This is a genomic window from Numidum massiliense (genome assembly GCF_001375555.1).
GTDB classification, from domain to species: Bacteria; Bacillota; Bacilli; order Thermoactinomycetales; family Novibacillaceae; genus Numidum; species Numidum massiliense.
The window spans coordinates 990,849-1,005,250 of the sequence record NZ_CTDZ01000009.1 but is presented as its reverse complement, the minus strand read 5'-3'; the positions used below and the strand labels follow the sequence as shown (position 1 = coordinate 1,005,250).

At 52.6% G+C, this 14,402-nt stretch carries 9 protein-coding genes; 1 reads left to right on the top strand and 8 read right to left on the bottom strand.

Features of this window, described 5'->3' with window-relative positions:
• Positions 1 to 59 precede the first annotated feature (59 nt).
• From BN1247_RS05215 to BN1247_RS05190, 6 genes are all read right to left on the bottom strand, one after another.
• Complete coding sequence (locus BN1247_RS05215) at positions 60 to 1,472, bottom strand: RtcB family protein (protein ID WP_054949445.1); 1,413 nt, start codon at positions 1,470 to 1,472, stop codon at positions 60 to 62.
• Positions 1,473 to 1,692: 220 nt separating this feature from the next.
• A complete protein-coding gene (locus BN1247_RS17940) occupies positions 1,693 to 4,167 on the bottom strand; it encodes a TPM domain-containing protein (RefSeq protein WP_054949444.1) in 2,475 nt (824 codons plus the stop codon).
• Between the two features lie 231 nt (positions 4,168 to 4,398).
• Entirely contained in the window at positions 4,399 to 6,786 is a 2,388-nt protein-coding gene (locus BN1247_RS05205) for a TPM domain-containing protein (protein ID WP_054949443.1), read from the bottom strand.
• A gap of 97 nt (positions 6,787 to 6,883) precedes the next feature.
• Positions 6,884 to 8,980, bottom strand: coding sequence for a TPM domain-containing protein (locus tag BN1247_RS05200; RefSeq protein WP_054949442.1), 2,097 nt, complete (start codon positions 8,978 to 8,980; stop codon positions 6,884 to 6,886).
• A gap of 242 nt (positions 8,981 to 9,222) precedes the next feature.
• A complete protein-coding gene (locus tag BN1247_RS05195) occupies positions 9,223 to 10,086 on the bottom strand; it encodes a 2-oxoacid:ferredoxin oxidoreductase subunit beta (protein ID WP_054949441.1) in 864 nt (287 codons plus the stop codon).
• Positions 10,086 to 11,855, bottom strand: coding sequence for a 2-oxoacid:acceptor oxidoreductase subunit alpha (locus tag BN1247_RS05190; RefSeq protein ID WP_054949440.1), 1,770 nt, complete (start codon positions 11,853 to 11,855; stop codon positions 10,086 to 10,088). Before BN1247_RS05190 ends, BN1247_RS05195 begins: the two co-directional genes overlap by 1 nt.
• A gap of 287 nt (positions 11,856 to 12,142) precedes the next feature.
• On the opposite strand from BN1247_RS05190, the gene BN1247_RS05185 reads away from it, so the two are divergent.
• Complete coding sequence (locus BN1247_RS05185) at positions 12,143 to 13,600, top strand: aminotransferase class I/II-fold pyridoxal phosphate-dependent enzyme (RefSeq protein WP_054949439.1); 1,458 nt, start codon at positions 12,143 to 12,145, stop codon at positions 13,598 to 13,600.
• 80 nt (positions 13,601 to 13,680) lie between these two features.
• Here BN1247_RS05185 and BN1247_RS17615 read toward each other — a convergent pair whose 3' ends face one another.
• Together BN1247_RS17615 and BN1247_RS05180 are read right to left on the bottom strand one after the other, a co-directional pair.
• Positions 13,681 to 13,809: a GapA-binding peptide SR1P gene (locus BN1247_RS17615; RefSeq protein WP_147675185.1), complete on the bottom strand. Its 129-nt coding sequence runs from the start codon at positions 13,807 to 13,809 to the stop codon at positions 13,681 to 13,683.
• 153 nt (positions 13,810 to 13,962) lie between these two features.
• Positions 13,963 to 14,259: a DUF3055 domain-containing protein gene (locus BN1247_RS05180; RefSeq protein WP_054949438.1), complete on the bottom strand. Its 297-nt coding sequence runs from the start codon at positions 14,257 to 14,259 to the stop codon at positions 13,963 to 13,965.
• Between the last annotated feature and the right edge of the window lie 143 nt (positions 14,260 to 14,402).

Sequence of the window (14,402 nt, the reverse complement as noted above, 5' to 3'; positions counted from 1 at the left end):
GGCATGTATCGATTTTATGTTTGCCGAGGTGATTGGAAGGGGTGACGCCCCCTTCCCGTTCACACCCCTTTAACGACCATCATTGGGTGGCATTTAGCGACGACCGAAGCTAAGCCAGCACCGACGACGCTGTCGATCACTTGGTCCACGTCTTTGTACGCCTGCGGGCACTCGTCGAGAATTTTATTGAGCGTGCGGTGGTTCACTAATATTTCATCTTCCTCGCCGACCTTGAGCGCGCTGGAAAATTCGTCCACACTGACGAGTTCCTTCGTCGCTCGCCGCGAACGCACGCGACCGGCGCCGTGGCAGATTGAGTAGTAGTTTTTCGCTCCTTGTTTTTCTCCAACCATAATGTATGACGACGTCCCCATACTGCCGGGAATGAGCGCCGGGTGACCGGTATTTTTATACGGCACTGGATTGGCAAAGTGCTTCCGCGGCAGTGCTTTTGTCGCGCCTTTGCGGTGGACGAGCATGCCTTTGTTTTGGTGAAATTCGGTTAACGCGTAATTGTGCATGAGGTCGTACAGCACCGGCATGACAAAATCGCTCCCGAATACGTCGCGAAACCCTTCCTGCACACCGTAAGCGATCATGTGCCGGTTCACAACGGCAAAGTTTAAGGCCGAGTGCATTAAGTGCAAGTACTGCTGCCCTTCCGGGCTATTAATCGGGGCATACACGAGGTTTGGATCAGCAGTTTGCACGCCCCAATTGTACATCGCCTGTTTAATACTTTTCGTGTACACTTGACCCAACATCGCTCCCCAGGCACGGCTGCCACTGTGAATCATGACGACGACTTGTCCGTCGAACAAGCCCCACTGCTCCGCGACGTCGCGCTTCCCTTCATCGATCGCGAGGTGTTGCACTTCGATAAAGTGGTTCCCGCCGCCGAGTGTCCCTAGCTGCCCGTGCGCGGTCCGCCATATTTTGCGCCGCAAATGTTCGAGTTGTGTTGTGTCGAACTTAAACTTCGCCTGTTCGACGTGGGTCACCGAGCGGTAATCTTCGACGTATTGCTTCGGGAGCCCTTCGATGCCGTCCGTGACGACGTCTTCCAGCGCAATGTCCGCATAGTGCGAGTTGACGCGTTCATTCGTCGGCACGTACCGTTCAATCGCCTCGATGATACTTCTCTTTAGCGACTTATCGCGCAAGTCGTCTTTGTGCACGTTCGTCAGGTGGACGCGCATACCGCACCCGATGTCGACGCCGACGATCGACGGCGAGACGAAACCGTCCTTCATCTCCCACACGGCTGTCGTGCCGATACACGTGCCGATGCCGACGTGCGCGTCCGGCGTGTAGCTCATATACCGATTGCGCGGAATGCGCAAATTGTTCTCCGCCATCGCGAAGACGCGCTCTCCGAGTGAGTCAAACACTTCGTCGTTGGCAAACACGTGCAATTGCCCGCTCGGCAAGCTCACTTCCCTATGGTTGTTCGGGTGATTCGTTATTTCCACGAATGATTTCTCTCCTTCTTCCCGTTTGATCTGTTTTTGTCACTAAACGACGCTTGTCGCCCAAGTCGCCTCATCTAAAGGGTTACCACTTGCTTCCGCCACCGCGGTGAGAGGAGCCCCCGCCGCGCCGGGACGATCCGCTTCCGCGCCGCGATGAATTCCCGCTACCTCCCCACGACGACCCACTTCCGCGGTGACTACGACATCCGCTTCCGCGCCGCTATAAATTCCCGCTACCTCCCCACCGCGACCCGCTCCCGCGGTGACTACGACTACGCTGTCCGCCGCCCCACGACGAACGTCCGCCCCGGTGTCCGCCGCCCCACGAGGAGTCGCCCCTGCGGTGACCGCCACCCCACGACGACCGACCGCCCCAAAACGAATCGTTATCACTGTTCTGACGCGCCGCTGCTCGCCGTCGCATTTGCTCTTCTTCCGCATCGCGGGCACGCCTGTAGTCGTGAGCCATTTCCTCCATGAGGCGCCGTAAACCGGTAATTTGCGCGGCAGCTTCCACAAATAAGCCGCGGGCGATCAGCCGCTCGACCTCACTACCGGAATCGCGAAACTGACGCCGGTAATGTGACGTACTTATGAGCCGCTCATAGCGGGTATGACTGCGTGAAAAATCCGATTGCGCATCCCTGAATAACCGCTCTACCTCTCGCTTCCTCGCAATCGTTTGCTCGACATCGCGGGCGAACGCTTTAACGCGCGCATCGAGGTCCCGTAACTCGCCGTCGATGAAGTCGAGCGCGTACGGCTCCTTGTCGAGCAGCTCGTAAACGGTCGCTATACACACCTGTATGCGGGAATACGCGTCGTGTAACGAGTCGGTTAACGGGATGCGATGATGCTCCAAACTCGTCCTCAGTTTAACGTTCTCGTTATCTAGGCTGCGCAGGCGGTCGGCGAGGGCAGCCCTCTGCGCCATGAGTCGTTCGAATACGTCGAGGCATGCATTCTTCGTCTCGTCAGCTTCCGCGAGTAAGGAAAGTAAGGTGTCGATTTGCGGTTGAGCGCGTTTGTACTCCTGCACGCCATCGTCGTTCATCGTCTTAACTTCCGGCAACTCCGCACGGATCGTCTCTATTTTTTGTTGCATCGCGGCAAAGTCGCGCGGCAAGTGACGCCAATGTTTTTCCGGGAAGGACATTTCCGCCCGCTGCAAGGCGCGCGCGAACGCTTCGTCTAAACGCGCCGTATAAGTCTCTAATCCTTCCTCGAGCGTGTGAATGTTTTTTCGGTTGCCGTCCCTAATCTCGATTAACTCCCGCACTTGATCGAGGGCGTCTTCGAGCAATGCGTCAATGTCGTTGAGTGCTTTGGTCGACGCGTCGGTGCGCCCCAACTTGATCGCTTGATGCATCTCGGCTAACAGCTCATTCCCTTGCGCGAAATTTTTATAAGGGTCTGTATCGACGAGTTTCAAGTTTTCGTCCGTGACGATCGCGTCGATTTGCCGTTGTCTGCTTGCGATTTTTTCCGGCAGCGCCGCATATACGTCAATGTGTTGTTGGACGAGCTGCATCGACTGTTCGACGCGCTCGAGAATTTGCACCCCTTCGTCTAAGTCCTTCTTTGCTTCGATCGGGTCAAACTCCTCTAAGTCGTCGGACGTTTCGATGAGCACGCCAATCTCGTCGATTTGCTCCCGCAAATGGGCGAATGAAAACATGTAATCGCCACACAGTTTTTTAAATTGAGCTGTAACCTGCTCCCAGCGCGCCCTAGCCGTTTGTAACGACTGTTTCATCTGTCGATCGACTTCGGCGACGCGAGTGATTGTTTCCTTATTTTTCGTCAGCTGCTCTCCGAGCGTTTTAATGTGCGCATACTGCTGCTTTAACTGCTGTTTGAGCTTTTTGTTCATACCAAATCGCGGCAGCTTAACGGCTAAAATTTGCTGCTCTAGGTCATTCGCCTGTTGAATTAGCTCGTTGAGCGATTGCTCCACTTCTTGCAACATCTCGCCTGTCGTCCCTTGACTGTACGGCAAGTACTCGTTTAATTGTTCCATCGCCGCAGCGATCGATTTGAGCAGATTTTCACTTAAAACGACAACCCGTCGATGGCTCGTGCGCGCTTTGCGCCGCAAAAAGAAGACAACCGGGGCCGCGATGACTAGTAGCGCAATTAAGCCGCCGATCCACCCACTGTCCTCAACGTCTATGCTTTCTGCCGCAGCAGCTGTGGAATGGCCGGGGTCAGAGGCTGGCGGTGCGTGCGCCTTTTTATGTTCCTTCGCCTGTTCGGCATCACGTGCTAACAAATGATCAGCCAACGCCAACACGCCGCCGGCAAAATCTCCATCAGCCGCATAAAGGATAAAAAAGTCATCTAACAGCGACCGTATTGGCTCAGTAATCGCCCGATCCAATGCCGAACCACGTGGTACTTCCAAAAACACTTCCCGCTCATCGGCGGCAATCGTAAGTAATATATCTTTTTTCCCGAGCCTCTTTTGCGTTAACAGCCTGTCAGAAACGTCCTCGATCGCTTCCCCGTCCAAACTGCGGACGGTAACGACGTGGAAATTGTACGTTTGATCGGCCAATTGTTTCGTCATGCGCTCGACGTCGGCGACGGAAAATATATTCGCGGAGTCGGATACAATCGCATCGGCGAAGACGACCGGCGCGCTTATGAAAAAAATGAGTGCGCACAAAAGCCCGACGATAGATTTTTTTAACAACGTAAGATCTCCCTTCGTCTGCGTAAAGCGAGTTGTATGTAACAAATAGCGCACAACCCTTCGCAAGACCCTACCGTTTAATACGCGCGAGCGACAATAAAGTTTCTTCGCTCACAAGATTGTTAAACAACTGACCATAGGCCCACAGATCTACTGTGAGGAATCTCCACTCTATTTGATGAGGATCCGTCCGTATCAATGGGTTTCTAAGCGAGCGTTTGTGTCACGGGGCTACCATGAAGAGCTACCGCTGTTGCGGTCGTACGACGAGCTGCTACTGCTCCCGCCCCAAGACGAACTGCCGCTACTGCGACTACTACTAGAGTATTCGTACCGTTCGCGTTTGCGCTCTTCTGCCCTGCGCTCCGCTTCGAGGACGCGGTTGTACGCTTTTTTCATCTCACTGGCTAGCTTCTTCATCTCCTTCACCTTGTCGGCCGCCTTTTTGAACGAGACAGCTTTAATGAACGCCGCAATCTCTTTGTCGAGCGCGTTATACTTCGCCGTATATGTCTTAAGTTTAATTTTTTTACCGTAACGCGTACGCGCGTTAGCAAATTTCGCTTGCGCCTCTCGCCACTGTTTTTCCACCTTCTTCTTTTCCTCAGTAAGCCGTTTCGCTTCCTTCGCGAACGTTGCCACGTGCGGCTCGAGTCGCTTTAGCTGTTCTTCTGAGGCGTCGAGGTCGTACGGCACGGCGGCAAGTAATGACTTTGCCTCTTCGTCGCTCGTTTCAACTGCAGTTTGCATCTCTTTTAATTTTTTCGTGAGGGAGATGTCGTTAACTTCCAAACTTTTCTTCGCCTTGCGGTATTTCGCCAACGTATTTTCACGTGCGATTTGCAGGCCGTCCCGCCGCTTCATGAGCATCCCGTAAAGCGATAAACAGTGATCTTGTAGTTCCGCGGCTTCTTTGAGTGCCGTCTGCATCGCAGTAACTTGTGCTTTCGCCTGCTTATACTCTTGCACTTCCGGATCGTTCGCTGTTTTCGCTGGAGGTAACGCGGTGTAAACATCCTCTACTTTTTGCTTCATTTGTTCATACTGCTCGGGGATGTGTCGCCAATGCTTTTCCGCAAAAACACCTTCTACCCGCCGTATCTCTTCCGCAAACGCAGCGTCGACAGCCGGTGAATACGTCGTCAATGATTGTTCGATTTCGTGCAGCGCCGCGCCGTTCGCCTCCCGCGTGCGAATGACGTCCCGTACTTGGGCGAGCGCGTCTTCGAGCAAGGAGTCGATATTTTCCAATGTATCGGTCGACGCTTTTGTATCCCCAATTTGAATATAGTGCTCCAGTGATTGTAACTGCTCTTCGGCGCGGGAAATGTTCGCAAAGGGCGCGATGTCGACGAGTTTCAACTGCTCACGCTGCACAATGTCCCTAATTTGTGCCCGCCGCTGCTCGACTTTTTGCGGCAATGTGGTGTACGCCGTTTCGTGGGCGGTGACGAGCGACAGCGATTGTTCAATTTCTTGCAACATGCCAGCCACTTCTTTGAGCGGCTTCTCAGCTGCGAGCGGGTCAAATTCTTCTAAGTCATCGGCCTTAGCGATGAGCGTTTGTGCCGCGCGAATGCGCTGTTCAAGACTGTCGAATGAGAACAAATAGTTGGCGCGCAAGTCGCGAAAACTTTGCTTGATCTGTGCTAACTGCTGCTCCGACTGATCAATCGCCGGGCGGATGGCGTCGTCGACGGCGACAATTTTTTGCAAAGCGGTCGTCTGTTTCTTTAACGATTTGCGCAACTTTTTCAAGTTTTCATTGTACTTTTTATACAGTTTGTCAAACGTTTGATTTTTTTTGCGCCAAGGGATCGACAGCTTCGCGATCGCTTCCGTTAGTGCAACGTTTTTTTCCAGCAGCTGTGTCAGTTGCTGTTCGATATCGGTGAGCTTCGTTTTCGTCTCCCCGTCACTGTAAATTAAACGTTTCGCCAGCTTGTCGCTGGCGCGGCCTGTTTTCGCCAACTGCTCGCGGCTGGCAGCGAGTAATTGCGCGTGCTTCTGCCGCGCCAGACGGTGCCGTTTAAAGAGGCCAATCGTCCCCGTAACGGGGCTGAAAATAAGTTTGAAAAACTTGGAGACAACAACGAACACGACCGGAAGGGTGAAAAAAGCTAAAGCGATAACGACGAACAAATTTTCCTTTACGATTTCTGTGATCGACTTTAACGCTCTTCCCCAAAAGCCGGGCGGTTCGTGTAAATAGGCAGCGACATCGACGACGCCAGCAACAAAGTCGCCGTCCGCCGCGTGGGGCACGAAATATTCGTCGAGCACGCTTTTCGGATTAATGTCGAGCGCCGGCGGGACGTTTAAGTTGACCTCGCGCTCTTCTTTGGCCAGTGTCAGTAAGACGTCGCTTTTGCCGAGCCGCTTTTTGCTCGCGATGCGCTTCCCGACGCTGTCGATGTTTTCCCCTTTCAACTGTTTCAGCGTCACGATGTAATAATTGTACTTTTTATTCTTCAACTCAGCTTTAATATGCGCAACGTCCTCTTTGTCGAACATTTTGGCTGCATCTTCCACGACGACGTGGGCAAACGCGGTCGTACTGCTTAACAACACACACAAAAAAATAAGGACTGTTGTCAGGCGGCGTAAGTTAACTGTCAACGCCCTCCCCCTCTCACGTTTCTTTTCATTGGTCTAGCTACATTTCTTTTGCGCATGCTACTTCTACTCATTCTACTTCTACTCACTCTACTTCTACTCACTCTTCTCGTTCGTCTTCTGACTCTTTTTTTCGCCTCTTTTGCTTTGCCTCGGTCAACCGTTTCGCTTCTTTTGTGAACGAGGTCACACGGGAAGCGAGACGCTGTACCGCCTCTTCTGCAGTGTCGAGGTCGTACGGTACCGTGTCGAGTAGCGCCTCAGTCTCTTCGCTGCCCAATTGAATGAGTTTTTTCTTTTCTGCTAGTTTTTCCGGCTGCGGGATCCCGCTGCTCAAGATGCCGCCGGAGTCGAGTTTTTTCTGTGCGGCGCGGTACTTCTGTAGGCTGTTTGCCCGCGCGATTTGTAGGCTGTCCCGTCGCTCGATGAGCGTCCCGTAAATCGATAGACATTCGTCTTTAAGTGTGGCCGCTTCTTTAAGCGCCGCCCGCATCGCGACAATTTGTTCCTCTGCCTTTTTATACTGTTGTACGTCCGGATCGTTTGCCCGTTTCACTTGAAGCAACATTTCCCGCACGTCGGCCGTTTTTCGCTTCATTTGCTTAAACAGCTCCGGCACGTGTCGCCAATGAGTTTCTACGAATAAAGCTTCCGTTCGCTGCATCACTTCCGTAAACGCATCGTCGACGCCGGACGTATATGCGAAGAGCGTCTGTTCAATTTCGCCTAAAGCATCACGGTTCTGCTCGCGCAAACGAACGAGAGTCTCCACTTGGCGAAACGCATCGGTGACGCGTGCGTCGATGGCTTCCAACGTCGCGAGCGACGCTTTCGTATCGCCGGCTTGAATCGCCTCTGCTAACGGCTTAAGCTGCTCAAGCGCACGGTCAAAGTTGGCAAATGGCGCGCTGTCAACAAGTTGCAACTTCTCGCGCTTTGCGATTGCGGCGAGCTCTTCGCGCTGCTGCGCGATCTTTTGCGCCCATTCGTTGAGCGCCGCTTCGTGAGCCGGAACGAGCGCAAACGACTGGGAAATGTCTTGCAACATTTTCGCGACATCTTTCAGCCGTTTATGTGCAGTGAGCGGGTCAGATGTCTGCAAGGCGTTAGCTTGTGCGAGCGCTGTCGGCACCGCTTCGACGCGCTGGGCAAGTTTTTCAAAAGTGTATAAAAAGTCGTTCTGGAGAGCTTGAAAGTTATGCCGCGTTTCAGCTAACTGTTTCTCTAGCTGTGCCGTCGTCGTACGCACGGCTTTGTCGGCGCTGACGATTTTTTGCCACGCCTCTGTCTGTTTTTTTATTGCCGTGCGGTGCTTTTTTAATTCCGCCTTGTACTTTTTGTGCAACTTGTCGAAGGTCGGTTTCTTTTTTTTTCGCACCGGGATCTTCATTCCAAAGATCGCTTTCGTAAGTGTTCCCAGCTTTTCTTGTAGCGGCGCGACTTCCTTTTCGATTTTGGCGAGTGCTTTCGCCGTCTGTCCGTCACTTTTCGCCAGGCGTTTCTGGACCTTCCGCTTTAAGCGGTTAATGTCTGTTAACGCTTCCCGACTGGACGTGAGCAAGGTGTTGCGCTGTTTTCTCATCTTCCCGCGGCGGATCATCGCTGGCACACCCCAAATAATCGGGCTAAAAAGAATGAGGAGCAAAGATTGTCCAGTAGGGTGCAATAAAAGCAATATAATAAAGACGATGGCGAGGACTGCTGGCGCATTAATAATTAATAATAATATGAAATCAAATATCCCTTCTAAAATGTAACCCCCAATAGTATTATATTCGTCAATGTATTCCGCTACTTTCACGATGCCAGTCACATAGTCGTCGTTCTCAGCGTGAGGCGAAAAGTGCTCCTCGAGCACTTTTTGCGGATCGTCGATCTTTGACGGAGCAATTAGATCCGCCTGGCGCTCTTTGACAGCGATCGTCAATAAGACGTCGCCTTCATTGAACTCGTGCTCTCGAAAGGTGCGCACACCGATCTCGTCGATGTCTTCACCCTTCGTGCTCTTAACCGTTAATATGTAAAAATCAACATCTATAGATGATAATTTCGATCTTATCTCTTCGACAGTCTCATCGTCGAACAGCTCCGCCTGATCGGCGATGCGGACGTCGGCATACGCGGTAGAAATACCTACTCCAAACAAAAAGATCACCGCGAGCACGAGCGTTGTACTTCGTCTTGCCGCTCTGGTCAAACCGATATCCCCTCCCGTATTCTCCTATGTAGTCTTTAGCATATTCGTCTTATTTTTATTGAGGGAACGACGAAAAGTTTTAATTACTAGGCAATTTACCCAACGTGTTTCTATCATAACACGAATGCGCCGTCAGAAGGGACAAAAAATGCGCCCAAGGGTAAAAATAGTGGACAAAAAAATGAGCGGTCTTAACGCTCTCTAGCATTAAACAACCGCTCGCTTCTCTAGTATTTATTCACTTAGCGAAAATTGGCGAGGAGGGTACGTTTCTCTTCGCCCGCGATGTGGAGGTCCATCTTCGCCGCCGCCGTCTCCGAAGCGCCTAACACGACTTCGTTGTAGACGGGGCGCTCTTTTTTGTAAATAACTCCGTAAACCATCCCGTCCGCCTCGTGCAGCGCGTGCAGTGCTGCTTGGCGGTCGGTCGGGTCATAGTCGCCCTGTCCGTCCAGTTTGACTAACCCTTCGCGGAACCAGTCGTACGTGTTTACCTTGTTAAAAGTGACGCAAGGGCTGAAGGTGTTTACGAGGGCAAACCCTTTGTGCGCAATCGCCTGTTCATAAAGCTGCGTCAAGTGCTTGACGTCGCCGGAAAAACCTTGCGCGACGAAGCTGGCGCCGTTGACGATCGCCGTTTCTACTGCCCTCACCGGTTCCTCTGCCGAACCTTGCGGCGATGTTTTCGATTTGAAGCCGCGTTTACTCGTCGGCGACATTTGTCCCGTCGTCAGGCCGTAAATGTGGTTGTCCATCACGATGTACGTCATGTCGACGTTGCGCCGGATGCTGTGCACGAGGTGTCCCATACCGATCCCGTAGCCGTCGCCGTCTCCGCCGGCGGCGATAACGGTGAGATCTTGGTTGCCCAACTTCACCCCTTGTGCCAGCGGCAGCGAACGGCCGTGTAACGTGTGGAAGCCGTAAGCGCCGAAGTGTTGCACGAGTTTTCCCGAGCAGCCGATGCCGGTGATGAGTGCGACGTTTTCCGGCTCGAGGCCTAAATTGGCACACGCCTTCTGCAGTGCGGCGAGGACGGCGAAATCGCCGCAGCCGGGGCACCACGTCGGTCTTTCCGTTACGCGAAAGTCCTTGATCGTCGCCATTAGATTGCCACCCCTTTCACTTGCGCACAATGCGCGAGAATTTCTTGCACGGTGAACGGATCACCGCTGTATTTGAGGCAGGACGACATTTTGCTGTGGAAACCGACCCGCTGTTTCAGTAAAGCGGCAAACTGTCCCGTCGCGTTATTTTCGACGACGACGATTTTTCCGGCGCCAGCGAGAATGTCGCTGACGGGGGCATCCGGGAACGGCGTCAGTACTTTGACGGTGAGGACGCCGACCTTCACGCCTTGTGCCCGCAGCACGGCGGCCACTTCTTTCATTTGCGACACGGTCGAACCGAAGCCAGCTAACGTGATGTCCGTCTCTACCGGACCGTCGTACGCGTAGGCCCGCTCGCCGAAATCGAAGGTCGTTAACTTTTTCATCCGCTTATCCATCATGAGCACGCGCGTTTCCGGGTCTTCGATCTCGACTGGACTGCTTTCCCCGTGCTCGTTCGACAGGGCGGTAAACATACCGTTTTTCTGCCCGGGGATCGCGCGTGGCGAAACGCCCGAATCCGTCACTTTATACCGCGCATACGTCCGTGCCGGTAGTTCAGCGAGCGCGTCGTCGCTGAGCAGGGCACCGCGGTCGATCGTTACTTTATCCGGATCGATGTCGCCGAGGGCGAGTGACTGTTTGGACATGCCGAGGAACAAGTCGGAGGCGACGATGACCGGACATTGGTACTGCTCCGCCAAGTTGAACGCTTCGATCGTGTAGTAAAAACATTCTTCAACCGTCGACGGGGCGAGCACGATGCGCGGGATCTCCCCATGTGACCCGTACAGCAGTTCGTTTAGGTCGGATTGTTCCGTCTTCGTCGGCAAACCAGTCGCCGGCCCGCCGCGCATGACATCGACGACGACGAGTGGCGTTTCGGAAATGCCGGCCAAGCCGATCGCTTCTTGCATGAGCGAAAACCCCGGTCCAGACGTCGACGTCATCGCCCGTGTCCCTGCGTAGTTAGCACCGATCGCCATCATGCACGCGGCGATCTCATCTTCGGCTTGCACGACTTTGCCGCCGTACTTCGGCCAGTTGGCGAGCGCCCAATACATGATTTCTGTCGCGGGCGTAATCGGGTAGGCGGCGAGGAGGCGACACCCGGCGAACAGCGCCCCCATACTGACGGCTTCGTTGCCCGAAATGTACACGTGTCCGCCTGCGTCCGTTTCCGACGCGGGCGCCGGTACCGACTTTAAGACTCCATACGCCTCGAGCGCATAGTCAAAACCTGCTTGAATCGCTGCCTTGTTGCTTGCGACCACTTTTTCCCCTTTTTTCTCAAAACGCTCTTCAATGAGCGTATTAAAAATGTCACTAGACAGCCCGACGATTGCCGCCGACACCCCGCAGGCGACCATGTTTTTCATAATCGCACTGCCGACGTCTTTCGCCATATCCGTCACTGGCACCGGACATAAATGAACACCTGGTTTGTCCGTCGGAATCACTGGTTTTTTCAATTTGCTCGCATCGTAAATAAGGACAGCATCTTCATTCAGTTCGTGCCAATTGTGATCAATCGTCGTCTGGTCAAAGGCGATTAAGACGTCGAGACCGTCTCCGTGATAGCCAACTTTATGTGTACTGACGCGCACTTTGAAATTCGTATGTCCCCCTTTAATTAAGGACATGAAATGGCGGTACGCGAATATATAGTGGCCGCGGCGATTGAGAGTCGTCGCAAAAATCTCCCCTGTACTGTCAATACCTTCTCCTTGGGTCCCCCCAACCTTCCACGTTAAACTGTCAAACACACTACTCACCCCACCTCATGAGATCGACCTTAGCCGTTATGGTTCCTCCATATAAAAACATTGTACCAACAACGTTGGGAAATGAAAACTGTTCCTGCGTATTTTTTTATCTGTTATAATCATAAATAAGCTATTAACATATATGATAAAGCGCTTTATTATTTTTGTTATAATTATACTATCACCCTGATATATAACAGTGTTACCGCTTTCAACACATTCCCATTTCGTACATTTTCTGCTATACTCAGCCTCGGATACGATCTTTTAGAGAAGAGTTGACGACAATGAACGAACGGCAAAAGCGAACGCCCTTATTCGATTGCCTCAAACGCCATGCTGCCCGCGACCCGTGGCAATTTCACATTCCCGGGCATAAAAAAGGCGCCGGCATGGATCCTGAATTTGCCGCTTTTATCGGTCGCAATGCGCTCGCGATCGATTTAATTAACATCGCGCCACTGGATGACTTGCACCATCCACACGGCGCCATCTACGAGGCGCAGCAACTCGCAGCAGAAGCGTTCGGGGCCGATGCGACTTTTTTTTCGGTGCAAGGAACGAGCGGCGCAATTATGACGATGGTCATGGCTGTATGCAAACCGGGCGACAAAATTGTCGTGCCGCGCAACGTGCATAAATCAGTGTTGACAGCGATCATTTATGCCGGGGCACACCCGCTATTTCTCCATCCGGAAATGGATGAAAACATCGGCATCGCGCACGGCATCACCGTATCCGCCGTGGAAAAAGTGTTACGCAAACACCCGGACGTGCGCGCCGTTCTCGTCATTAATCCAACATATTACGGCATCGCCGCCAATTTAGAGGAGATCGTACGCCTCACACACCGCTTTGACATACCGGTCCTCGTCGACGAAGCTCACGGCGTCCATACGCACTTTCACGAGTCGTTGCCGCTGTCAGCGATGCAAGCTGGCGCCGACATGGCGGCGACGAGTGTACACAAATTGGGCGGCTCGCTCACGCAATCGTCTGTGCTCAACGTCCGCACCGACCGGATCGACCTCGGCCGCGTGCAGACGGCGATTAGTATGTTGACAACGACGTCGACGTCGTACGTGCTGCTCGCCTCACTCGACGCCGCGCGCCGCTATTTGGCGACGTCGGGGCACGCGCGCATCGCCGACACGCTGCAATTAGCGGAAAAAGCACGGCGCCGCATTAACGAACTCCCCGGATTGTCTTGCGTCGGGCGAGAAATTTTGCGTACGGAAGCGACGTACGATATGGATGAGAGTAAATTAATTATTCACGTCAAAGAATTAGGAATTAGCGGTTTCCAAGCGGAAACGTGGTTGCGCGAACAGTGTAACATCGAGGTCGAGCTAAGTGATCTGTACAACGTGTTGTGCCTCGTGACGACTGGGGACGACGCGCAGTCGATCGCGGCACTCGTGCAAGGATTAACGAAACTGTCCAACCATTACTACTCACCGCGCGTCAAAAGCCCGATTACCGTGCAAGTACCGCAAATTCCGCAGCTCGCCCTGTCGCCGCGCGAAGCGTTTTACGCACCTAAAGAGTCGGTACCGTTCCGCGAGGCCGCAGGTCGTGTCACCGCCGAATTCGTGATGATTTACCCACCGGGTATTCCCGTCTTATTGCCCGGCGAGGTGGTAACAGCAGACAATTTAGCCTACATCGAGAAGCACCTCGACGCTGGCTTGCCCGTACAAGGTCCGGAAGACGAGACAATGCGTCACCTACAGGTTGTCAAATAGCTACACCAAAAAACCGCCTGGTCGCTAGGCGGTTTTTCGTCATTTTTCTTTTTGTTCCGTTCCGCTTTTCGCCGTGGCGTTTAGTCTTCCTCGCCTTGACAGGTTGCACCATCGGCGCATTCGTGGCATGACGCGTATACTTTTGCCACTTTCTCCTGTTGCACGTACTCAATCACTTCACCGCAAAACTGGCACAAAATGATCCCCACTGTCATACGCCTCCTATTTAAGCGCTTCAATTATTGTGTTGTATTTATTTTAATGCGCCATACTGTTTATGTCAATGGGTATGATTGTGTCATATTATTGTGCGATAACCGTTGATTAGAAGGCCATACTTGTAAAGGAATACAATAATACAATTAATACTGATTTTCCGGCGTTTGTTTCGGCAGGGCAACTTTGAGAAAACTCGCAAGTTGTTCTGCCTCCTGTAAATCGTCGAGGTTAAATAGCTTCTGCAGCTGCGACAGCTGGTCAACTTCTTCTTCGCACAAAAGTGCCGAGCGCCCAGTTTGCATGTCGACCACTAACGTCTTTCCGAAAAACATACTCGTGTACACGATCCCTAAATCGTAACGATTCTTTTCCGTCAAAAAACCGACGTATCGCACGTGTGCTTGTTCGGATTCATCGTACAATCGCTCGTAAGCTGCCATCTGTTTCATCCTCCTCGTCCTTTTTTGCCCTAATCCTTATTTTCCTTTATCTTATAAATATTTATTGTAACACAAATGTGAAATAGAAGCAATGTGACACAACGTGGGTTAGACACAACGTGCACGTGACATGTTAGTGACAT